Raw genomic sequence first — 22,045 nt, 5'->3', positions numbered from 1 at the left:
CTGCTACCAGCCCAGCCAGCGCTGCTACCAGCCCAGCCAGTCCAGCGCCTCCCGGGCAACTTCCGGCGGAACGGCATGGCCGCCGTCGAACTCCCGGTAGGTGACGCTGTAGCCGTCCCCCTCCAGCGAGGGCACGATCCGCCGGCTGGTGGCGCGGATGGGCAGGACGTCGTCGGCCCGCCCGTGGGAGATGAAAACCTCCGGCTTGGCTTCCCGCGGACCGGAGGGAATGAAGCCGGGTGAAAAGGCAAGGATCCTCGAGAACAGGTCCCCGTTGGCCAGCCCCAGGCCCAGGGCGTAGGAGGCGCCGTCGGAAAACCCGGCTATGCCGATACGCCTGGGGTCCACGTCCAGCGTGGAGAAAGCCTCTTCCAGGCCGGCGTCGATCTGTGCCACATCGTCCTCGTAGCTGCCGCGGATGGCGTCCCAGGTTCCGGTGCGCGAGGCAGGGGACATCAGGGCTATGCCGAATTCATCCGACAGGCCCGACAATACGGACAGGCCGCGGGCCGCATCACCGCCGGCTCCATGCAAAACCAACAGCAGCGGCAGGGGGCCGGCGGCAGCGGTTGCGGCACCGGCCGGTGCGGCAGGGACGTAGAGGAGGGCGTCCCGTTCGGCCACCAGGCCCAGCGGCCGCTGCCCGGCAGGGTTCCCGGTTCCGCCGTTGGTGGCGACGTTCCCGGGACGGGCAGCAAGGTGGGCGGCATGGGAACCGCCGTCGGTGCTGCGCAGGGGGCGGCAGCCCGGAATGAACGCGCCGGCAGCGAGCAGCGCCGCTGCTGACAAAAGAGACCGACGGGACATCTCCGTCCTTTCCCTCCTACATGCTCCTCATGCCGAAGAACAGAACGGCTGTCCCTACGCGGGAACCTGCATCCTGCGAGTAAATAGCCGCAGCCTCCAGCTGTAAAGAAGTTCCTCGCAAGCCGCGGGATATGCACCCACTGCAAACTTGCAGGAACTGCACGTAGGCTTGGCGTATGACACCATACGTACTCAGCGCGCAGGACCTGACCAAGTCGTACGGGCAGGGGGAGAACCGCTTCGACGCCCTCAAGGGGGTCAGCCTCGCCGTTGAAGCCGGCGAATCCCTGGCTATTGTCGGCAAGTCCGGTTCTGGCAAGTCCACGCTCATGCATTTGCTCGCACTGCTGGACACCCCCGACGGCGGCATCATCTCGGTCAAGGGCCAGGACGCCCGCTCGCTGGGCAAGAACGACCTGAACGAACTGCGCAACCGGGACTTCGGCTTCGTGTTCCAGCAGTTCTTCCTCACGCCCAACGCCTCGGTGCTGGATAACGTTGTCCTGCCGCTGATGATCGCCGGAGTGAAGCCCGCCGAGCGCAAAAAGCGCGGCATGGAGGCGCTGGAGCGCCTGGAAATGGCCGACAAGGCCCGGAACAAGGCCACCGACCTCTCCGGCGGCCAGAAGCAGCGCGTGGTCATCGCCCGGGCCCTGGTGAACAACCCCTCGGTAATCTTCGCCGATGAACCCACCGGCAACCTGGACACCGCCACCGGCGCCGTCGTCGAGGACATCCTCTTTGACCTGAACCGGGAACAGGGCATCACGCTGATCGCTGTCACCCACGACACCGACCTGGCCGCCCGCTGCAGCCGCCAGTTCTACATCAAGGACGGCCGCGAAGTGTCAGCCGCCGAACTCACCTCCACCACCATCACCACAGGGGCCTCCGCATGACCGTCGGCGATATTCTCCGTTCTGCCATCTCCAACACCTTCCGCAGCAAGGTCCGCACCGCGCTGACCGTCGTCGCGATCTTCATCGGCGCCTTCACGCTGACCCTCACCAGCGCCATCGGCGCCGGCGTCTCGGACTACATCGACAAGCAGGTCGGCGCCATTGGCGGCGACAACCTGATGACCGTCTCACCCACCGCCGAGGCCGCCGCCGAAGAGGACGGGCCGAAGGAATACGATCCCAACGGCGCCGCCACCCAGGGCAACTTCACCCTGCTCTCCGACGCCGACATCGAGACCATCCGCGCCACGGATGGAATCGATAAGGTTGAACCCGCCGCCATGCTGGCTCCGGACTTCATCCAGTACGACGGCGGTGCGAAGTTCGAGCTGACCACCAACCCCATGGTGGGGCTGGCCGACGCAGACCTGGCCGCCGGCCGACAGCTGTCCGACGGCACCGGAGCACTGGAAGTCCTGATCCCGTCCAGCTACGTCGAAGCCATGGGCTTTGCCGACGCCGACGCCGCCCTGGAGCAGCCGGTCACCATTGCCGTCACCGACTACGCCGGTGTCCAGCACACCGTCGAGGCCGTGATTGCCGGCGTGCAGAACGACTCGCTCTTCGGCGACGGTGCCGGGTTCAACGCGGACCTGCGCGCGGAGCTGGATGCCCTGCAGCGCAGCGGCATTCCCGCCGGGGTTTCCACCGGCTACGTCACCTCCGTTGCCTACCTGGACGCGGACACCGACGAAGAGCAGCTCGCCGCGATCAAGGCCGACCTGGAAGAGCAGGGCTACACCGCCCTGACCGTCGCGGACCAGATCGGCGCCATCCAGACCGTCATCAACGGCATCATCGGCGTCCTGAACGCCTTCGCCGTCATCGCCCTGATTGCTGCCGGCTTCGGCATCGTGAACACCCTGCTGATGAGCGTGCAGGAACGCACCCGGGAGATCGGCCTGATGAAGGCCATGGGCATGGGCGGCGGCAAGATCTTCGCCCTGTTCAGCTTCGAAGCCATCTTCATCGGCTTCCTCGGTTCCGCCCTCGGCGCCGGAATCGCCGTCGGGCTCGGTTCGGTGATCAGCTCGGTCCTCTCCGACACCGTGCTGTCGGCCCTGCCGGGGCTTCACATCATGCTGTTCACGCCGGCCTCCGTGGCCACTATCATCGGCGTCGTGATGCTGATCGCGTTCCTGGCCGGCACCCTCCCGGCCCGCCGGGCGGCCAAGCAGAACCCGATCGACGCCCTGCGGTACGAGTAGCTCCGATGAGCGAAGGAACGGACATGGACGGCAGCACACCGAACGCACCGTCTGAAGGGCTGCGCGCCCGCAAGCGCGCAGCCGCCCGCTCCGCGATCGAAAAGACGGCCGTCCGGCTGGCGCTGGAGCACGGCTATGAGCACGTCACGGTGGAGATGATCTGCACCGAATGCATGGTCTCCCAGCGGACGTTCTTCAACTATTTCGGCTCCAAGGAATCCGTGTTTCTTGGCCCCGCGCCGGCGGCCGCGGCGGAGGTGGTGGCCGGGGGATTCCTGGCCGACACCGGCACCCCCGTGGTCCTGAGCCTGGCCACGGCAGTGTTTTCCACGCTGCTCGAGGGCCAGCCGGACCCGGTGCTGGCCCGCGACCGGATGAAGGTGGTGATGGGCTCCCCGGAGCTGCTGGCGAAGCAGAACGAGTGGATGGCCGCCCACGAAAAGCAGATGGCGGAGCTGGTCCTGCAGCGCTACGCCGCCGTCTCCGGTCCGGATGCCGATCCGGCCGGTATCCGCGGCCGTGCAGCCGAGGCGCAGCTGGTGGTGGGGCTGGCGCTGGGCGTGGTCCGGGTAGCGCTGCAGCAAAACCAGGCGCTGCAACAAGACCAGGCGCTGCAGCAAAAAGACGACGGCGGCTGGCCGGTTCCGGGCATTATGGAACGTTCCGGGGAGCTGTTGGGGAAGATCTTCGGCAGCTGAGCTTGCCCGGCGAGGGAGCCTGGTGCCTAACTAGGCGCGGGCCTGCACCAGATTGGCAAACGGCAACCTGCCGTGGATCTGGCGGAACTGCTCGTGGTACGCGGCGTGGGCCGCATTGAGCTCGTCCGCAGGCAATTCCTTCCATGCGACGAGCAGCGAATCTGCGTCGGCCAGCTGCCAGATCAACCGGCCGTCCCAATGTCCCGGCGGCCGTCCCTCGCCGAAGTCGACAAATTCTGAGAGCTGGCGGCGGAGCCCGCGGTTGCCCTTGCTGCCGGGACTGGCTTTGCCGATGAACAGGACGTCGGCGTCGGCGACCCATTCAGCGGCGAGTGCGGCGCGGGGCAGGGACGGATTCTTCTTCTTGAAAACCCCGGCCGTGCTGACAGCCAGGAACCGCGGTTCAAATCCCTCCGGCCGCAGCACGGCGAAAAGCCCCTGGCGCTGCGGAATCCGGTTGCCTTCCAGGGCCATCAGGGTCCGGAAACCGGTGAACCCGTCGTCGGAGAGTGACTTCTTGTTCAACGGCATGGGTTCCTTGCATCTGTGCGGGGACCGGGCCATTCGCCCGGAGATGATTCGCACCTTCGATGCTACGTCAGCCCGCTCCCGGCCCGTCGTCGTCGTCGCGCTGGTTCGGCAGCGCACCGAAGCTGCGCCTGATGCCCGTGCCCTTGCCCAGATGCTCAGGATTGGGCTGGGAGGTGGCGATCAGGACCAGCAGAATCAGCAGTGTGACGATGAAGGTCACGCAGGCCGCGGCGATGCCCAGTTCCCAGCGGAATTCACGCTCGCTGCCGCCGGTGGAGAACAGGGCCACCGACAAACCTGCCACGGCAGCCAGCACTCCGGAGATAATCACCGGGACGTTGCCGTAGTCCTGTTTATCCGGCTGCCTACGTGGGCGCGGCGGACCCGGGGAGCCCTGGTTTCCGGGGGGTGGTGGAGTGAAAGGCATGGCGCTACCTCCTGCAGAACGGGAACCGCAGGTGGCAATCGTAAGACTCAGGCAGTACCCGCCGGAAGTACCTCACGGTGGAGCCGGCGGCAGGACCGGGCTAGGCTGGCCGGTCAACCGAAAGGCGGTTGATCGTTGAGCTGGAGGAAAAATGTTCAGGCCAGGCGCACCTATCGAGGAAATCGAGCAGGACGTTGAAGCAATGATTATCGAGCTGGTCCACGAGCTGGGCCGGCTCGCAGAAGCCGACCCGGATCCCATCGGAGCCCAGGACCGCGCCTACATCAAGGCCTTCTCGGACGCCGGGACCAACAGCGAGACGGATCAGGGAGCGCTGCTGGCCACCGCCGTCGCGCGCCCGAATCTCGCCGAATCACTGATTTACCTGAACCGGCGGCTGGACCGCGACAATCTGGACCCGAAGCAGCCCAGCTGTGTGCTTGGCGTGATCATCCGGCTTGCCATGGACGGCCTCTGGGTCAGCGACATCCTGGACGCCACCCGCTTCGAGGCCAGGGAACGCACCCGCATCACCGGCCTGCTCACCGCTCTGAGCCGGGTCAGCGACGGGCAGCTGGGAACAATGCTCAAAGCCATCGAAGCCAACGGAGCCGGCACCAAGGGCTAATCCGCGGGCTGGATCGGGCGGACCGGCTGCCGCAGCACCGTGCGCAGCTTCTCGGTGGCGGTCCGCCGCGGATCGCTGAGGTAGACCTCGTGATGGTCGCCGTTGAAGGTCAGGCCGTGTGTGGGCAGCCACTGGTGGTGCAGCCGTTCCAGGACCGGGCCCTCGGCGTCGTAGGCGCCGATATACAGGATCTGGACCGCCGTGCCTTCCTCAAGGGTGAGCAGCCGCACCCGGTCCAGCCCGGGCAGCTGCTTTTTCTTCTGCACGGCAGCCAGCGCATCCGCCACCAGTTCCGGGGTGATCCACGGCGGCTGGGCCACCAGCATGGTCCAATCCCAGGCGGCCTTGTCGCCGCGGGTGAAGGCGGTCATGTCCGCGGCCCGCCACTGCCCCTCCAGCGGACCCACCGTAAAGTCCCGGTCCAGGTTCTTTTTGGACGCAAACTTCACTGCGTAGGCCGTGGGATAGAGGCATTCCAGGGCTCCCACGTACTCCGATGACGTGTTGGGATCGCCGTGGCCGTCATAGGCCAGATATTGCAGGGGAGGGACCTCCACCAGGGCAAAGTCGCCGGCTTTCGGCGCATACAGCTCCGGGTAGGTCTTCTTGAAGTCGAACTTGTCCATCCGCATTCCTTCCGGCCGGGTCTCAGCGTAGGGCGGCCGGAAGCAAAACGGCTACCATCCTTGAGAGAGAACCGGTGGGCTCCCTTCCGAATCGAACGAACGGATACTTGCTTATGATGCACGGCACGGCTTCCACTGTGGTGCTCCTGAGGGATTCGGCCGACGGGCTGCAGGTGCTGCTGCTGGAACGGCCCCGGCACCGTGGCTCCTTCGCCGGGGCCTGGGTTTTCCCAGGCGGCCTGGTGGATCCGCAGGACGCCGACGGCGGGAATGCCAGCGGCGCAGACGCGGACGACGACGTCGAACTTGCCGCCGCGCGCCGCGCCGGCGTCCGCGAAACCGCTGAAGAGACCGGCTTGGCACTGGCGGCACCGGATCTGGTCCGGCTTTCCCGCTGGTTCCCCCCGCCCGAAGCGCCGCGGCGCTACAGGACGGAATTCTTCCTCGCGAAGGCCCCGGCCGGCGAGGTGGTCCTCAGCCCCGACGAGCACGTGGCCTCGGCATGGCTGACTCCCGCCGAGGCGTTCCGCCGGCAGCGGGAGGGCACCATGGACCTGGTGCCGCCCACCTGGGTGACCCTGCACGGGCTGCTTCACCACAACACCGTGGCCGGGGCGCTGGAGGCAGCCGCCGCGTCGGTTCCCGAAACATTTGCCACCCGCCAGCTTTCCGGCCGGGAGCCCCTGGTCATGGTGTGGGCCGGGGACGCCGAGTATCCGGACGCTGCACCTCCCGAAACGGCGGGGCGCAGCGATCCCGCCCGCCGGCACCGGCTGGTCCTGGGCACTGGCGGCTGGAGCTATCAGCGCAGCAGGTAGTGGCGCCGCTTAGACTGGCCCGATGACCAACCCCTATCTCATTTCCCGTGACCGGCTCGTTCCCGCTGCACCCGACGCCGTCTTCGACCTGCTGGCCCGCCCGTCCATGCACAGCGTCATTGACGGCTCCGGCACAGTCCGCGACGCACAGCCGCAGGGCCCCGCGCGGCTCGCGCCCGGAGCCACCTTCGGCATGGACATGAAGATGGGTGTTCCGTACAAGATCTCCAACACCGTCACCGAGTTCGAGGAAGGCCGGCGGATTGCGTGGCGGCACATGGGCGGGCACGTCTGGCGCTATCTGCTGGAACCCGTCGACGGCGGCACCCTGGTGACCGAGCAGTGGGACGCCCGGGCGGTCCGGCATCGTGTCATGTACCGGATCACGGGCGTGACCCGGCGGCATCCGGCGAACATTGAACAGACACTCGAGAAGCTCGCCGGGCACTTCGCGAACTAGCAGCGGCTGGCAGCGGAGCAGCCGGAAAGCGGGTCCCGGCCTGCGTCTCCCGGCACGACCCCCCAGACCGCAGGCCTGCCGGGCTAGAATGGACGCCGGAATCACGGCAGAACATCAAGGATCAGGAGTGGCATGGCGACGTTTGATCCAGAAGCTGTCTTCAACGTCGTTGATCTGGCCGGCGTCCTGGCCAACGGGGTCATCGGCGGTGCCGTGGCCCGGCAGCTTCGGATGGATCCCGTCGGCTTCCTGGTCCTGGCGCTGACCTCCGCCCTGGGGGGCGGTGTCCTGCGTGACACTCTGCTGCAGGCCGGAACACCGGTGGCGCTGACCAACCCCGCCTACCTGCTGGCAGCGATCGCCGGCGCGTTCGTTGCCTACCTGATCGAGCTCAAGGGCAAATGGGCCAACCGGTTCCTGATCGTCATCGATGCCCTTGCCCTGGGCTGCTGGGCCGCCACCGGAACATCGAAGGCCCTGACCGTGGGTCTGGACTGGCTGCCGGCTATCCTGATCGGCGTGGCCACCGCGGTGGGTGGCGGCATGATCCGCGACGTTGTGGTGGGCCGGGTGCCGGCCATCTTCGGCGGCAACACGCTGTACGCCACCGGTGCGCTGATTGCCGCCGTCGAAATGGCAGTCCTGCACCGCGTGGGCCTGCCGAACGTGGGGATGGGGGTCGCCATCGTGACTGCCGCCGTCGTCTGCACCGTCGCCCGCCGCCGCGGTTGGAAGCTGCCCGCTCCGGGGGAATGGAGTGTCCGGCTGGGCCGGCGTCCGCGGCCGGCCGGTCCCGGAGCGAACGGATCCGCCGGACGACGCAGCGGGGCAAAAAAGGAGCAGCAGGGCTGGCCCCGGCCCCGTTTCGGCAAGGTGGCGGGGCTGCGGACCTGGCGCCGGGAGCGTCCCGAGCCTGACGACGACGCCCGCGCCGGGAACCGTTGAGCCGGCAGCGAAACCGTTTGTTGGCTGGAACACACGCGCCGGTAGCGTGGCACCCATGACTGCTTACAAGACCGTGAACCCCGCTACCGGGGAAACACTGAAGGAATTCGCCGAAGCCACCGACGCCGAAATCAACGAAGCGATCACCGCTGCCCACGGGGCGTTTGCCGCCTGGCGCGCCGAACCGGTAGCGGCCCGGAGCAAGATCATGGCCCGGGTAGCCGAGCTGTACCGCGAACGCAGCGACGAGTTGGCGGCCCTCATCTCCACGGAAATGGGCAAACCTCTGCGTGAAGCCAGGTCCGAGGTCGCACTGTCCGCAAACATCTACGACTACTACGCCGCCGAGGGCCCCGGCTTCATGGCCGATGAGGAACTCACCGTCAAAGGCGGCGGCGGAGCCACGGTGCGGACCGCGCCGGTCGGCGCCATCCTGGGCATTATGCCGTGGAACTACCCGTACTACCAGGTGGCCCGCTTCGCCGGTCCCAATCTGATGCTGGGCAACACCGTGCTGCTCAAGCACGCCAACAACTGCCCGCAGTCCGCCCTGGCCATGGAGCAGCTTTTCCGCGACGCCGGACTGCCGCAGGACGCGTACATCAACCTCTTCGCCACCAACGACCAGGCCGCTGCCATCATCGCCGATCCCCGGATCCAGGGCGTCTCGCTGACCGGTTCCGAGCGTGCCGGCTCCGCCGTGGCCGAGGTGGCCGGCCGGAACCTGAAGAAGTACGTGCTGGAACTGGGCGGCAGCGATCCGTTCATCGTGCTGGATTCGCAGGATCTGGACGCCACGGTCAAGTTGGCTGTTGCCGGCCGGATGGGCAACGCCGGCCAGGCCTGCAACGCTGCCAAGCGCTTCATCATCGTCGAAGAGATCTATGAGGAGTTCGTGGAGAAGTTCACCGCGAAGATGGCGAAGATCCAGCCCGGAAACCCGCTGGACGAGGGAACCCGCTTCGGCCCGCTTTCCTCGCAGTCAGCCGCCGACTCCCTGGTCGATCAGATCCGCGACGCCGTGGACAAGGGCGCAACCCTGCATACCGGCGGCAGCCTGATCGACGGACCGGGCGCCTATGTGCAGCCGACAGTGCTCACCGGTGTCACCCCGGACATGCGTGCCTTCTCCGAGGAGCTGTTTGGCCCGGCCGCGGTGATCTACAAGGTTGCCGGCGCCGACGAAGCGGTGGAGCTGGCCAACTCCTCGCCCTACGGCCTGGGCGGCGCCGTCTTCAGTGCCGATGCAGACAAGGCCCTGGACGTGGCAGACCGGCTGGAATCGGGCATGGTCTGGATCAACGGAGTGTCCGGCACGCAGGAGGACCTGCCCTTCGGTGGTGTCAAGCGCTCCGGCGTGGGCCGCGAACTGGGCCGCTACGGGATGGACGAGTTCGTCAACAAGAAGCTCATCCGCACTCCGGTGCAGCGCACCGCCCCCACCGCCCGGTAGGCAGCCGGCCTGGCAGCGGGGAGGGCTACGCGTTTTCCTTCAGTGCACTCTCCGCAGACGGGCTCTCCCCGGGCGCACCGTCCCCGGCGGCACTGGCCGTGCCCGGGCCGTTTTCCTTTGATGCGGCCCGGGCCGCCCGTTCCTCTTCGGTGGTGAACACGATGTAGCGGTAGGCGAAATAGCGGAAGATGTTTCCGGCGAGCACACCCACGACGTTGCCGGAGACGTTGTCGGCGAACTGGCTGTCGAATCCCAGCAGATAGTGGGAGATATAGAGGCAGCCGGTGGCGATCAGCAGGCCCACCAAGTTGGTCAGGGCGAACAGCAGCGTTTCGCTGCGGATGCTCCGGCCGCGGGTCTTGCGGAAGGTCAGGTAGCGGCTGCCAAGCCAGGAGACAGTGGTCGCGGCGGTAACGGAGGCGATCTTCGCCGTGATCGGGCTGTCATCCAGGAACGTGGAGGCCAGTACGTTGAAGAGTGCCACATCCACAATGAATGCCACGGTGCCGACAAGCGAAAACGACCCCAGCCGGCGCAGGACTTTCCGCGCCGGAGAGATTCCGTTGTCGGCCATCGGCTGCTCCCCTGATCATTCGGCCCGGCGGCAGGCCGGGATCAACCCTTGGATATTTTCACAACAGGTTCGGGGCCACAAAATCCGCTTCGTGGCGGGCAAGCGGGAGTGTGACGGTAAAGACAGTTCCCTTGCCCGGCTCGCTGGTCAGGGTGATGGTGCCGTGGTGTTCCTCAACGATTTTGCGGCTGATGACCAGGCCCAGGCCGACGCCGGGAATCGCGGCTTTGCGGGCGGTAGCGGACCGGAAGAACTTGGTGAACACCTCGGTCTGCTCAGCTGCGGTCATGCCGATACCGGTGTCCGCCACCGTGATCACGGTATGCGTCCGGGTGCGCCGGGCACTTACCGTCACCTGCCCGCCGTCGGGCGAGTACTTGACCGCATTCGAGAGCAGGTTATCCAGCACCTGGCCGATGCGGTCCGGATCCACGGTATCCGGCAGATCGGCAGGGAGGTCGGCAACAAAATCCACTCCGTTGATCTGCGCACGCGGCGTCGCGGAGGTGATTGCCGCCTGGATCAGCTCGGTCAGGTCAGCCGGCTGCAGCGAGACGGTGTTGCCGCCGGTAGCTGCGGTGAGCAGGTCCGAGACCAGCGCCAGCAGCTTCTCGGAGTTGCGCAGGGCCACCTTCAGGGAGGTTGTGACGTGGCCGGGCAGGTCCTCCGCGTCTTCGAGCACTAGGTCCAGGTAGCCCATGATCGAGGTAAGCGGCGTCCGCAGCTCATGGGACACGTTGGCCACAAAATCCTCTTTGACCCGGATCGCCTCCACCAGGCCGGTGACGTCGCTGAAGGCGATCACCGATCCGCGGAAAGCACCCTCGCCGCGCACGGACCGCGCCGAGACACTCAGCGCGCGCTGGTGATCGCCTGCCCCGAACCACACCAACTGATCCGAGAAGGACTCACCCAACACCGCCCGCCGGATCGGCCGCAGGTCCGCGGGCAGGGGTGTCACGCGGTCGGTGCCGAAAATCAGCAGTTCGCACTCCACAGCGTCACGGACACCCGGCGGAAGGGCATGCAGGCGGTTGAACTCCTGCCGGCTGTTGGTCAGCACGTTGTTGCCCACCTCGTCGACCACCACCACGCCAACCTCCACCGTGTTCAGGATGGTCTCCAGCAGCGATTCCTTGCGCCGGCTTTCGGCGAGGCTGGCCTGCAGCACGAGGTCCTTTTGCCGCAGCGCCTCCTGCTGGGCGGCGACTGACGCCTCAGCGCTGGCCCGCGCCGTTTCAGCCTCCTCCGCCTTGCGCAGGGTGGAGACCAGTTCCTGCTCATAGAGCCGCCGCTCGTGGGCGTTGAAGACTATGACGCGGTCCAGCGCCGGCTGCGCGCCGTCGGCCGGAATCCGGCTGGCCGACAACAGGCACGGCATCCGGTCCCCGTCGGCCTTTGTCAGGTCAACGGCGAGCTCGGCGAACGCGCCGGCGGTTCCCATCTGGGGCGAGGCGTGGGTGGCGTACAGGATGCGGTCGCCGATCGGCAGCAGCTTCAGGAAGCTGGTGCCCACAAGTTCGGCATGCGTTCTCCCCAGCCAGGCCAGCAGGGTGCGGTTGACCTCCACGATGGTGCCACCGGTCGTGGTGATCAGGTAGCCGGCCGGGGCGTCGTGGAAAAGGGCGGCATAGTCCAGGGTGAGCTCGCCCATCGGGTGTTACGCTGCCCGGCTCAGGTAGCCGATGATCGTGTCTGCCGTTTCTGCGGGAGCGCTGACATGCGGCAGGTGGCCGGTGGCCTCCAGGACAGTCAGCGTTGCATTGGGCAGGTGTTCCTGCGTGTACTCACCGACCTCCACGGGCGCCAGCATGTCGTTGCTGCACTGCATGACCAGGGCCGGCACAGTGACATCGGTGAGCAGGTGGCGGATATCGGTGAGGAAGGCAACCCGGGCAAATTCGCGTGCAACCGTTGGATTGATCCGGCAGATGCCGCCCTCGAGTTCGGCATGGAGCTCGGGGGAATCGGGGTTGCCCATGATGACCGGGGCCATGGCTGCGGCCCAGACCATGTAGTTGTTGTCCAGCGACGCCAGCAGTTCGTGGATGTCTGACTGGGACGTGCCGCCCACGTACCCGTCTTCCGGGTAATCCATGTAGCTGGGCGAGGAGGCGAGGAAGACCAGGGCCTTGAAGCGGGACGGATCTGCCGCTGCTGCAGCCACACCCATCATGCCGCCGACGCTGTGGCCCACAAAGGTGACCTCCTGCAGGTCGAGTTCCGCCATGATCTCCTGGACATCGGAGGTGTAGCCGGCCAGTGAGGAGTACTTGGCCGAGGCGTAGGCCTCCGGGTCGGAGTTGCCCGCACCCACGTGGTCGAACAGGACCACCCGGTAATCAGCGATGAATCGGGGCAGGACACGGTGGAACATGCCCTGGTCGCAGCCGAAGCCATGCGCGAACATGATGACCGGGCCGTCCGGGTTGCCCAGGACCCGAACGTTGTTGCGGGTGCGGATATCTGTCCCCATGAGACTGACCTGTAACTTTCGAAGAGACTGCGTGGAGCGTGTGCCGGCGCAACGTTCAAAACACGCTCCGGTGTGCACAAACTCACACTCTACAGGTGCTGCGGGGGACGCAATTCCAGCGAATACCGGAGCTCGGCCGCCCCGCCGTTGAACGACGTCGTGCCGGTCAGCCGCATGGGCGCGGTGGGCGCTGTCACCGGCAGCAAGGGGCGTCCGCGGCCCAGGGCGACGGGCATATACGTGACCCGGATTTCGTCCAGCAACCCCGCGTCGGCGAACTGTGCCGCCACCTTGCCGCCACCTATCACCCAGACGTCGGCGTCCCCTGCATCGGAGACCGCCGCCGCGCAGATCGACCCGATGTCCCCGGAGGTGAAGCGCACGCCGGTGCCTTCCGGTGCCTGCAGGCTGCGGCTGGTCAGGACCTGGCAGGGGAGCGTGCCGTACGCCCAGGTGCCGGGCTCGTTGACGCGCACCCACTCATAGGTGGCCGAGCCCATCACCAGTGAGCCAACGGAAGCCATGAACTGGTCGAAGTGGGCCTGGAAGGCCTCGAAGCCGAAGCTCAGCAACCAGTCCAGATTGTCGTCCTCCGTGGCGATATAACCATCCATGGATGATGCGACGTAGTAAATAACCTTGCCCATGCTGCCGAGCATAGCGGGAAGTAGGGTGGAAAAAGCAAGCACGCTGATCATCACCGGGAGGCAGTAATGGGTGGAGCACAGGAAGAGCCGGAGCTGGTTGCGGACCTGATGGTCCGGCGGCTGAAGGCCTGGGGCGTGGGCCGGATCTTCGGCTACAGCGGGGACGGCATCAACCCCCTGATGGGCGCCCTGCGCCGGGCCAGCGGGCCGGAGTTCATCCAGGCGCGGCACGAGGAAAACGCGGCGTTCATGGCCGTGGGCCACGCGAAGTACACCGGGGAAGTGGGGGTGGTGGTTTCCACTCAGGGGCCCGGTGCCATCCACCTGCTCAACGGCCTCTACGACGCCCGGATGGATTCCGTGCCGGTGGTGGCCATCGTCGGGCAGCAAAGCCTGAGCGTCCTGGGTTCGGCCTATATGCAGGAGGTGGACCTGATGCACCTCTTCCGTGACGTGGCCTCCGGCTTCCGCCAGCAGGTCTCCAGCCCGGAGCAGGCGCCGCTGGTCATTGACCGGGCCTTCAAGGAAGCGCTGGCCACCCGCACGCCGTCCGTGGTGATCCTGCCGCATGACGTCCAGCAGGCTCCGGCCCCGGAGCTGGACCAGGAACACGGCGTGCTCAGCACGGCTCCGGTCTGGGTGCCGGCGCAGATCCAGCCCCGGCACCAGGACATCCAGGCTGCCGCCGACCTGCTCAACAACGGGCAGAAGGTGGCGCTGCTGGTGGGGCAGGGCGCCCGGCACGCGCAGGAGCAGGTGGTGGCAGTCGCCGAAAAACTGGGCGCCGCCATTACCACCAGCCTGCTCGGCAAGCCCTACGTCGATGAATCGCTGCCGCTGGCCGCCGGCGTGATGGGCCACCTGGGCACCTCCGCCAGCGGATTCGCGCTGGCCAACTGCGACACGCTGCTGATCATCGGCTCCAACGATCCCTGGACCGAGTTCTATCCGCCGCCCGGCGCCGCCCGGGCGGTGCAGATCGATATTGATTCCGCCGCCATCGGCAACCGGTATCCGGTGGAAACCGCCGTGACCGGAGAGGCAGCCGCCAGCCTGGACGCGCTGCTGCCGCTGCTGAAGGACCGCGGCCGCACCCCCTGGCGCGACGACGTCGAACAGGCCGTGCGCTCCTGGCACGAGTTGTCCCTGGAGCGGGCCTTCACCCCGGCGGATCCGGTCAACCCGGAACGCGTTGTCCACGAGCTGAGCCGCCGCCTGCCGGCCAACGCGCAGGTGGCGGTCGACGTCGGCAGTTCCGTCTACTGGTACGCCCGCCAGCTGCGTCTGCCGCCCGGAGTTCCGGCCCACCTGTCCAGCACGCTGGCCAGCATGGGCTGCGCCGTGCCGTACGGGATAGCCGCGAAGCTCGCCGCCCCGGACCGGCCGCTGGTCGCGCTGGCCGGTGACGGGGCCATGCAGATGGCCGGCATCACTGAACTGATTACCGTCAGCCGGCTCTGGCAGCAGTGGAAGGACCCGCGGTTTATTGTCTGCGTGCTGAACAACCGCGAACTGGCCGAGGTCACCTGGGAACAGCGGGAGATGGAAACCGAGCCCCGGTTTGAATCCAGCCAGGCGCTGCCGGACTTCAACTATGCCGGCTACGCGGAGCTGTTGGGCTTCGAGGGCATCAGGGTGGAGGACCCGGAACTGCTGGGGCAGGCCTGGGACCGGGCGCTCGCCGCGAACCGGCCGTGCATCATCGAGGTCCTCACGGACCCGGATGTTCCGCTGCTGCCGCCGTTCCCCGGCGGCAGGGCACAGGCGGAATCCATGATGGAAGCGATGGAAAAGGAAGGCCCGCAGACGCAGCACGCCCGGGACCTGCTCTCCGTCTACCTCCGCCAGGAGCAGGCACTGGCGGAGGACTGACGGACTTCTGTCCGGTGGAGCCGGGAGATCCGCTACGGGCGGGCGCCCAGCTCCACCGGATCCTCGTCGTTCAGGTACGCAGATTCGGCGTGGGCTGCCAGATCGATGCCCTGCAGTTCGCTTTCCTCGGGGATCCGCAGGCCGATGGTCAGCGCCAGGACCTTGGCGATCACCCACGTGACCACGAAGGAGTAGACAAGCACTGCCCCCGCTGCGAGCGCCTGGATTCCCAGCAGCTCGAAACCGCCGCCGTAAAACAGTCCGCTGACACCGTTCGGTGCAGCCTCGGTGGCGAACAGGCCGATCAGCAGGGTGCCCAGCAGGCCTCCGACGGCGTGGACGCCGACGACGTCGAGCGAATCGTCATACCCGAGCCGGTACTTCCATTCGATGGCCAGCGAGCACACCAGCCCGGCCAGCAGGCCGATCGCCAGGGCGCCAAGCGGGCTCACCGCGCCACACGCGGGAGTGATGGCCACCAGCGCGGAGATCAGCCCTGAGGCTGCACCCAGCGAGGAAGAGGTGCCCAGCCGCAGCCGGTCCATCAGCATCCAGCCGAGCAGCCCGGCGGCTGCGGCCACGGCAGTGTTCAGGAAGACGACGGCGGCGGTGTGCCCGGCGCTCAGCGCCGAACCGGCGTTGAAGCCGTACCACCCGACCCAGAGCAACCCGGCGCCGAGCAGCACCAGCGGACGGCTGTGCGGCTTGCCGTGGGAGTGCGGCCAGCCCTTGCTGCGGCCCAGGACCAGGGCCAGGGCCAATGCCGCGACCCCGGCGTTGAGGTGGACGGCGGTGCCGCCGGCGAAGTCGATGGCACCGAGCTGGTTGGCGATCCAGCCTCCGGTCACCGAGCCGTCCTCGCTGCTGAACGCGAACACCCAGTGGGCCACCGGGAAGTAGACCAGCGTGGCCCACAGACCCGCGAACAGCATCCACGCGCCGAACTTCATGCGCCCGGCCGCGGCCCCGGCCACCAGCGCAGTGGTGACGCAGGCGAACATCAGCTGGAACGCGGCGAACAGTGCCAGCGGCAGCGCACTGGCCTCGTCCTCGACCAGCAGGTCGGAGAGGCCGAGGAACTCCAGCGGGTCTCCGAGGAGCCCGGCCCCGGTGAGGGAGTTGCCGAAGGACGCCGAGTAGCCGTAAAGCACCCACAGCACGGCAACCAGGCTGGCGCCCCCAAAGCACATCAACATCATGTTCAGGATCCGGCGAGACCCCACCATTCCTCCGTAGAAGAAGGCGATACCGGGAATCATCAGGCAAACCAAAGCGGAACTGGCAAGCAGCCAGGCGGTGTTTCCAGAGTCCATGGAGGTACTCCATTCGGGATGTGGCCGGCCGTGCAGGCCGGAACGGCGGGAGGAAACCTGCCCTTCCAGAGTCGCGGCGCTGTATTACAACCACGTTTCCCGCAGGATTATCGCTGTGTTAACAGCTGCTGGGAGCCTGCTGGACGTTGCCTCGATGCCCTGCTTGGAAGCCCGTCCCGGATGCCCGTCCCCGATGCCCGGATGCGCCCTACGCAGCCCGCGGCAGGCCCCGGCCGAAGGTGAAGGCGCGCACCACTTCCACGATCCCCAGCACCACCAGGAAGATGCCGCCGAAGATGACCAGGGTCGTCAGCGAGCCCACCGGCAGGAACAGCACCACAATGCCGGCAATAATGCTGATGACACCGTAGGCGATCGCATACCAGCGGGAGCCGCCGCTTTCGGTTTCAGCCAGCGCCATGATGCCCTCGACGATCCACGCCACTCCGATCGCCAGTGCGAGCACGGCGAGCGAGGCCAGCGGGTTGCGCATCGCCACCACGCCAAAGATGAAGAGCAGTACGCCGGTGAGGATGTTCAGCACCCGCAGTCCGCCCAACAACGGTGTCACGAGTCCGGTGATGACACGGACGGCCCCGGCTACAAGGAAGAACAGCCCGAACAGGAACGCGATCACCTCGAGGGTGGCCTCGGGCCAGAACAGCACGAGGGCCCCCAGGACAATGGAGAGGACCCCGGTCAGTGCCAGGCCTCCGCGGATAGTGCGGACTGCTGTGCGGGTGAGTCCGGCTATGTCCAGACTCATCCCGCCGAGTCCAAATTCGCTTCCTGACATGGACATTGGAACCTCCCACAGCATCGGATGATGGTTCCCCCGTATAGGAATTATCCGGTGCCAGGGCGCCGAATCTCTAGGGTGTGGCGCCGGAACCGGTCACGGTGTGCCCAGGATCTTCCGGACCTCATCGTCCGTGGTCTGGCCGAAAACCGCGTAGGCCTGTCCCACGGCGGACAGGCCGGCTCCGTTCCAGGGGATGACGACGTCGTCGGCCACTGCCGCTGCGTCCGCGGCGTTGCCGCAGCTGACCGGAGCCGCCGCTACCAGCCGGGCCGGCTCCTGCGCGCGCAGCGCCAGCAACGCGGCCCGCATGGTGCTGCCGGTGGCGAGCCCGTCATCCACCACAATCACCGTCCTGCCGCTGACATCCAGCGGCGGCCGGCGCATCCGGTAGAGCTTGTCGCGCCGGATCAGCTCAAGCAGCGAGATGGCGGCGGCCTCGTCAAAGGCGCGGTCCGCTGCGCCGGCGTCCTGCGGCTGGAATGACCCCATGGCCCGCTGCCAGTCCGCCAGCACGGTTTCATTCCGGACCGTGGTGACATTGCCGGCGAGCCAGGCCATGGCGCCGGCGGCCAGCTCCGGCTGGGCCGGCACCCCGACCTTTCGCACGGCCACGATGTCCAGCGGGGCCCGCAGCACTCCGGCTACCGCGGCGGCCACCGGCACGCCTCCGCGCGGGAGTCCCAGGACCAGCAGCCGCGGTGCGCCGAAGTACGGCGCAAGTTCGACGCCGAGGGCCCGCCCGGCGTCCTGCCTGTCCCGGTACGGCCGCGATGCGCTCATGACTCCTCCTCGGCAGGGGCTCATTGGGGGCGCGCTTTCCTGCCACGGGTTTTCCTGCCACGGTAGGGGCGGCTGAGGTCCGCTGGCAAGGCGGCGGAGCGCCGCGGGGCGCGCCGTTGCCAAAGCGGGCAGCAGATAGCGCCCGTGGCATGGAAAGGTGGAGCCATGACTTCAACAGCATTGATTACCGGCGCAACGTCCGGCATTGGAGCCGAGTTCGCCCGTCAGCTGGCCAACCGTGGCTACAACCTGGTGCTGACTGCCCGCAATGAGGACCGGTTGCGCGACTCCGCCGCCGCCCTGGCGCGCGAGTATTCGGTGCAGACCGAATACGTCGTCGCCGACCTCGCGGACCCCGAAGGCGTGGAACGGGTGAGCAGGCGGCTGGAAAAACCGGACATCACCATGCTGGTGAATAACGCCGGCTACGGACTGAAGAACAGCTTTGAGCGCAATGACCTGTCCGTGGAGCTGGATCACCTGAACGTCCTGGTGGCTGCACCGCTGCAGCTAAGCCATACGGCGCTGAACACCATGCTGTCCCGGATGGAGAACCCCGGCGGGCACATCATCAATGTCGCCTCCGTGGCCGGGTTCATTCCGCGCGGCACCTACAGCGCGGCCAAGTCCTGGGTGATCACCTTCAGCCGGTGGGCCAACATCGCCTACCGCGGCCGCGGGATCCACGTCACCGCGCTCTGCCCGGGGTTTGTGCACACGGAATTCCACCAGCGCATGGACATGGACAAGTCCCTGTATCCCGGCTGGATGTGGCTCGACGCCGAACGCGTGGTGCGCGAGGGACTTGCCGATGCCTTCGCCGGCAAGGGCGTGTCCATCCCCAGCAAGCGCTACAAGCTGCTCGCCTGGTTCGGTGCGCGCGGCCCGCAGACACTGGTCACCCGGATCGCCGGCCGCGGCCGCTAGGCACAAACACCGCCGGCACAACACCGCGTCATCCAACTGGCCTCCGGGGCGCATCCGCCCCTAGTGTGGGGGCCCATGACGCGCCTCACAGTCCCCAGTACGGCTTACCTGACCCGGCTCGACGCCGAAACCCGGCTCCGGATGGCCACGGCCAAAACACCGGACTCACCCTTCGCCGGTGCCCCCGGTGAACTTGCCGCCGCCGTCGAGGCGCAGGTGGAGGCGCTCGCCGCCGACCTGTCCGGGGTGGTCCACACCCTGCACCAGGATCCGGAAACCGCCTACCAGGAACACCGCAGCGCCGCTTACCTGGTCCAGCTGCTGCACCGTCACGGCATCGAAGCACAGCTGGGTGCCTACGGCCTGCCCACCGCGATCAGCGCCGAAATCGGCGGCACCGGCACCGGCACCGGCGCCGGCACCGAAACCGGCGCCGCCGCACCCACAATCGCCATCCTGGCCGAATACGATGCACTGCCCGAGGTGGGCCACGCCTGCGGGCACAACGTCATCGCGGCCACCGGCGTCGGCGCCTTCATTGCGCTGGCCCGGACGCTGAAGGAAGACCCGGCGGCCTTTGAGGGCCGGGTGCTGTTCCTCGGCACTCCGGCGGAGGAGGGGCACTCCGGCAAGGAGGTGATGGCCCGCAACGGGGCGTTCGACGGCGTCGACGCCGCCATTATGGTCCACCCTTACGCCATGGACCTGGCCGAGCAGGTCTGGCTGGGCCGGCGGCTGCTGACCGTGACGTTCAGCGGAGTGGCGGCGCATGCCTCCGCGCAGCCGTTCATGGGACGCAACGCCCTGGACGCCGCGTCGCTGGCCTATACCGCCATCGGGCTGCTCCGCCAGCAGCTGCCGCCGTCGGACCGGGTGCACGCGATCATCACCGAGGGCGGGCAGCGCCCCAGCGTCATTCCGGAAAAGGCAGTGCTGAAGCTCTACGCCCGGTCCAAGTACCCCGAAACCCTCAAAGACCTCAGCGCCCGGCTGGAGGACATCGCCCGCGGCGCGGCCCTGATGACCGGCACGGGCGTGCAGATTGACTGGGATGAACACCCGCCCTCGCTGCCGGTGCGCACCAACTCCGCCCTTACAGGCCGGTGGGTAGCGGCCCAACAGCGCCGCGGCCGCGCTCCGCTGCCCGCCGGCGTCGTCTCCGAGACCATCGCCGCCTCCACCGACTTCGGCAATGTCAGCTACCGGATCCCCGGCATCCATCCACTGATCGGCATCGCTCCCGCCGATGTTGCGCTCCACACCCGCGCGTTCGCCGAGGCCGCAGGATCCGAGGCCGCCGATGCGGGGGCGCTCGACGGCGCCGCCGGGCTGGCCCTGACCGCCCTGGACTATCTCAGCGATCCGGAACTGCGCGCCGCCGTGGCCCAGGAGTTCAAGGATGCCGGCGGGCCCGTGGACGTCCCCGCCTACTTCGCCTGACACCTGCCCCGTCCCGCCCCAGAAATGAGACCGGCATGACCACTGAATCTGCTTCCACCCGCTCCGGCCGTTCCAGCCTTCCCGACCGGCTGCTGGGCACAGTGGAACGGATCGGCAACAAGCTGCCGGACCCGTTCATGCTCTTCCTGTTCCTCTTCCTGATCGTGGCGGTGCTGTCCACGGCCATGGCGTGGGCCAACGTGGTGGTGACGGTCCCGGGCGCGGCCGAGGAAACGGTCATCAAGGGGTTCTTCACCGCGGAAGGGCTCAGCTGGTTCACCACCACCCTCGGTGCGAACTACCTGGGCTTCCCGCCGCTGGCCACCGTGCTGCCGATCCTGCTGGCCGTAGGCGTGGCCGAGAAATCCGGGCTGCTCTCGGCCCTGATCCGCCGCGCTTTCGGCTCGGCGCCGCGCTGGGCGCTGCCATACGCCGTCGGCTTTGTCGGCGTGACCGGGTCGATCATGTCCGACGCCGCGTTTGTGGTGATCCCGCCGCTGGCCGCGCTGGTCTTCAAGGCCGCCGGACGCCATCCCGTGGCCGGGCTGCTGGGCGGTTTCGCCGCCGCGGGCGCCGGTTATTCCACCTCCATGCTGGTCACCAGCCTCGATGCGCTCTTTTCCGGGATTACGACCGCGGTCACCGCGTCCCTGCCCAACCCCGGCGCCCCGGTGAACCCGCTGTCCAACTACTTCTTCAACTTCGTCTCCTCCTTCGTGCTGATCCTGCTGGCCGGATTCATCATCGACAAGATCCTTGAACCGAGGCTGACCCGGCAGGGTGTGCCCACTGAGGAAACCGCCGATGCCGAGGCCGAGGGGACAAACACCGGCTCCGCAGCCGCCGTCCCCGCGCTGTCCTCGGAACTGACCTGGACCGAGCGCAAAGGCGTGATCTGGGCGGTGGCGGCCGGCGCCGTCGTCGCCGCGGCCATCCTTGCGGGCGCACTGCTGCCGGACTCCCCGTGGCGCAACGAAGACGGCGGCTTCCTGCCCAAGTCCCCGCTGCTGAACTCGATCGTCTTCATCGTGTTCGTCCTCTTCACCGTGCCGGGCCTGGTCTACGGCAAGATCACCGGCACCATCGCTTCGGCCAAGGACATCCCCCGCGTGATGGGTGCATCGATCAAGGACATGAGCGGGTTCCTGGTGCTGGCGTTCATCCTGGGCCAGTTCATTGCCCTGTTCAACTGGTCCGGGATCGGCAACTGGATTGCCGTGGCCGGGGCCGGCGGCCTGGAATCCATCGGGTTGACCGGCTATCCCGCGATCATCGGCTTCATCGCGCTGGCTTCCGTGCTGAACCTGTTCATCATTTCCGGCTCGGCCATGTGGACGCTGATGGCTTCGGTGTTTGTGCCCATGTTTGCCCTGCTCGGCTTTGAACCGGCCTTCATCCAGGGCGCCTTCCGGGTGGGGGATTCCGCCACCCAGATCCTCACTCCGCTGAACCCGTACATGATCGTGCTGCTGACCATGCTGCGCAAATATGAGCCGCAGGCCGGGCTGGGCACCGTCATCGCCAGGATGCTGCCCTTCACCGTGCTTTTCTGGCTCGCCTGGGTAGGGGTGTTGACCGTGTTCTACGTGCTGAACCTGCCGATGGGGCCGGGCAACGGAATATACATCGGCGGCTAGACGCTGCATCCGGCAAC

At 67.2% G+C, this 22,045-nt stretch carries 23 protein-coding genes; 12 read left to right on the top strand and 11 right to left on the bottom strand.

The window, feature by feature from the left end:
• Positions 1–24: 24 nt before the first annotated feature.
• Complete coding sequence (locus KKR91_RS15785) at positions 25–807, bottom strand: alpha/beta hydrolase (RefSeq protein ID WP_210227416.1); 783 nt, start codon at positions 805–807, stop codon at positions 25–27.
• A gap of 176 nt (positions 808–983) precedes the next feature.
• Here KKR91_RS15785 and KKR91_RS15780 point away from each other — a divergent pair, with 176 nt between their 5' ends.
• From KKR91_RS15780 to KKR91_RS15770, 3 genes are read left to right on the top strand one after another with little or no spacing between them, the layout of a single operon-like run.
• Positions 984–1,706 (top strand): ABC transporter ATP-binding protein, encoded by a 723-nt coding sequence (locus KKR91_RS15780; protein ID WP_210227417.1) that lies wholly within the window; start codon positions 984–986, stop codon positions 1,704–1,706.
• Complete coding sequence (locus tag KKR91_RS15775; RefSeq protein WP_210227418.1) at positions 1,703–2,974, top strand: ABC transporter permease; 1,272 nt, start codon at positions 1,703–1,705, stop codon at positions 2,972–2,974. The genes KKR91_RS15780 and KKR91_RS15775 overlap by 4 nt, the downstream gene beginning before the upstream one ends.
• A 5-nt stretch (positions 2,975–2,979) precedes the next feature.
• Complete coding sequence (locus KKR91_RS15770; RefSeq protein ID WP_237687408.1) at positions 2,980–3,672, top strand: TetR/AcrR family transcriptional regulator; 693 nt, start codon at positions 2,980–2,982, stop codon at positions 3,670–3,672.
• 30 nt (positions 3,673–3,702) lie between these two features.
• Here KKR91_RS15770 and KKR91_RS15765 read toward each other — a convergent pair whose 3' ends face one another.
• On the bottom strand, positions 3,703–4,203 hold the full coding sequence (locus tag KKR91_RS15765) for a hypothetical protein (protein WP_210227419.1): 501 nt from the start codon (positions 4,201–4,203) through the stop codon (positions 3,703–3,705).
• Positions 4,204–4,270: 67 nt separating this feature from the next.
• Positions 4,271–4,534 carry a hypothetical protein gene (locus KKR91_RS15760; RefSeq protein WP_210227420.1) on the bottom strand — a complete coding sequence of 88 codons (264 nt, stop codon included), beginning with the start codon at positions 4,532–4,534 and terminating at the stop codon, positions 4,271–4,273.
• A 247-nt stretch (positions 4,535–4,781) separates the two neighbouring features.
• Between KKR91_RS15760 and KKR91_RS15755 the strand changes: the two genes are divergently transcribed.
• On the top strand, positions 4,782–5,258 hold the full coding sequence (locus KKR91_RS15755; protein ID WP_210227421.1) for a TetR family transcriptional regulator: 477 nt from the start codon (positions 4,782–4,784) through the stop codon (positions 5,256–5,258).
• Here the strand turns inward: KKR91_RS15755 and KKR91_RS15750 are convergent.
• A complete protein-coding gene (locus KKR91_RS15750) occupies positions 5,255–5,884 on the bottom strand; it encodes a GyrI-like domain-containing protein (RefSeq protein WP_210227423.1) in 630 nt (209 codons plus the stop codon). The genes KKR91_RS15755 and KKR91_RS15750 overlap by 4 nt on opposite strands.
• A 113-nt stretch (positions 5,885–5,997) precedes the next feature.
• On the opposite strand from KKR91_RS15750, the gene KKR91_RS15745 reads away from it, so the two are divergent.
• The 4 genes from KKR91_RS15745 (at position 5,998) to KKR91_RS15730 (ending at position 9,560) form a co-directional block, all read left to right on the top strand.
• Entirely contained in the window at positions 5,998–6,702 is a 705-nt protein-coding gene (locus tag KKR91_RS15745; RefSeq protein ID WP_210227425.1) for an NUDIX hydrolase, read from the top strand.
• A gap of 22 nt (positions 6,703–6,724) precedes the next feature.
• Entirely contained in the window at positions 6,725–7,162 is a 438-nt protein-coding gene (locus KKR91_RS15740) for an SRPBCC family protein (protein ID WP_210227426.1), read from the top strand.
• 132 nt (positions 7,163–7,294) lie between these two features.
• Positions 7,295–8,107, top strand: a complete 813-nt coding sequence (locus KKR91_RS15735; RefSeq protein WP_210227427.1) for a trimeric intracellular cation channel family protein — start codon at positions 7,295–7,297, stop codon at positions 8,105–8,107.
• 55 nt (positions 8,108–8,162) lie between these two features.
• Positions 8,163–9,560, top strand: coding sequence for an NAD-dependent succinate-semialdehyde dehydrogenase (locus KKR91_RS15730; protein WP_210227428.1), 1,398 nt, complete (start codon positions 8,163–8,165; stop codon positions 9,558–9,560).
• A gap of 25 nt (positions 9,561–9,585) precedes the next feature.
• Here KKR91_RS15730 and KKR91_RS15725 read toward each other — a convergent pair whose 3' ends face one another.
• The 4 genes from KKR91_RS15725 to KKR91_RS15710 form a co-directional block, all read right to left on the bottom strand.
• A complete protein-coding gene (locus KKR91_RS15725) occupies positions 9,586–10,134 on the bottom strand; it encodes a GtrA family protein (protein WP_210227429.1) in 549 nt (182 codons plus the stop codon).
• Positions 10,135–10,192: 58 nt separating this feature from the next.
• Positions 10,193–11,788 (bottom strand): ATP-binding protein, encoded by a 1,596-nt coding sequence (locus KKR91_RS15720; protein WP_210227430.1) that lies wholly within the window; start codon positions 11,786–11,788, stop codon positions 10,193–10,195.
• Between the two features lie 6 nt (positions 11,789–11,794).
• Positions 11,795–12,610 (bottom strand): alpha/beta fold hydrolase, encoded by an 816-nt coding sequence (locus KKR91_RS15715; RefSeq protein WP_210227432.1) that lies wholly within the window; start codon positions 12,608–12,610, stop codon positions 11,795–11,797.
• Between the two features lie 89 nt (positions 12,611–12,699).
• Complete coding sequence (locus tag KKR91_RS15710; RefSeq protein ID WP_210227434.1) at positions 12,700–13,257, bottom strand: dihydrofolate reductase family protein; 558 nt, start codon at positions 13,255–13,257, stop codon at positions 12,700–12,702.
• A gap of 66 nt (positions 13,258–13,323) precedes the next feature.
• On the opposite strand from KKR91_RS15710, the gene KKR91_RS15705 reads away from it, so the two are divergent.
• Entirely contained in the window at positions 13,324–15,129 is a 1,806-nt protein-coding gene (locus KKR91_RS15705; protein ID WP_210227435.1) for a thiamine pyrophosphate-requiring protein, read from the top strand.
• A gap of 32 nt (positions 15,130–15,161) precedes the next feature.
• Here KKR91_RS15705 and KKR91_RS15700 read toward each other — a convergent pair whose 3' ends face one another.
• The 3 genes from KKR91_RS15700 to KKR91_RS15690 form a co-directional block, all read right to left on the bottom strand.
• Positions 15,162–16,442 carry an ammonium transporter gene (locus tag KKR91_RS15700; protein ID WP_210227437.1) on the bottom strand — a complete coding sequence of 427 codons (1,281 nt, stop codon included), beginning with the start codon at positions 16,440–16,442 and terminating at the stop codon, positions 15,162–15,164.
• A 208-nt stretch (positions 16,443–16,650) separates the two neighbouring features.
• A complete protein-coding gene (locus KKR91_RS15695) occupies positions 16,651–17,208 on the bottom strand; it encodes an HdeD family acid-resistance protein (RefSeq protein ID WP_210227439.1) in 558 nt (185 codons plus the stop codon).
• A 129-nt stretch (positions 17,209–17,337) separates the two neighbouring features.
• The gene (locus tag KKR91_RS15690; RefSeq protein ID WP_210227440.1) at positions 17,338–18,024 is read right to left on the bottom strand and encodes a phosphoribosyltransferase; all 687 of its coding nucleotides are present in this window, start codon (positions 18,022–18,024) and stop codon (positions 17,338–17,340) included.
• A 165-nt stretch (positions 18,025–18,189) separates the two neighbouring features.
• Between KKR91_RS15690 and KKR91_RS15685 the strand changes: the two genes are divergently transcribed.
• The 3 genes from KKR91_RS15685 to KKR91_RS15675 all read left to right on the top strand — a co-directional run bounded on the left by KKR91_RS15685 (position 18,190) and on the right by KKR91_RS15675 (position 22,028).
• Positions 18,190–18,951, top strand: coding sequence for an SDR family NAD(P)-dependent oxidoreductase (locus KKR91_RS15685; protein WP_210227441.1), 762 nt, complete (start codon positions 18,190–18,192; stop codon positions 18,949–18,951).
• A 75-nt stretch (positions 18,952–19,026) separates the two neighbouring features.
• Positions 19,027–20,391 carry a M20 family metallopeptidase gene (locus KKR91_RS15680; RefSeq protein ID WP_210227442.1) on the top strand — a complete coding sequence of 455 codons (1,365 nt, stop codon included), beginning with the start codon at positions 19,027–19,029 and terminating at the stop codon, positions 20,389–20,391.
• Between the two features lie 35 nt (positions 20,392–20,426).
• On the top strand, positions 20,427–22,028 hold the full coding sequence (locus KKR91_RS15675) for an AbgT family transporter (RefSeq protein WP_210227443.1): 1,602 nt from the start codon (positions 20,427–20,429) through the stop codon (positions 22,026–22,028).
• Positions 22,029–22,045 lie beyond the last annotated feature (17 nt).

The organism is Arthrobacter jiangjiafuii (assembly GCF_018622995.1).
GTDB lineage: Bacteria > Actinomycetota > Actinomycetes > Actinomycetales > Micrococcaceae > Arthrobacter_B > Arthrobacter_B jiangjiafuii.
This window is presented reverse-complemented; position numbering and strand designations above follow the sequence as displayed.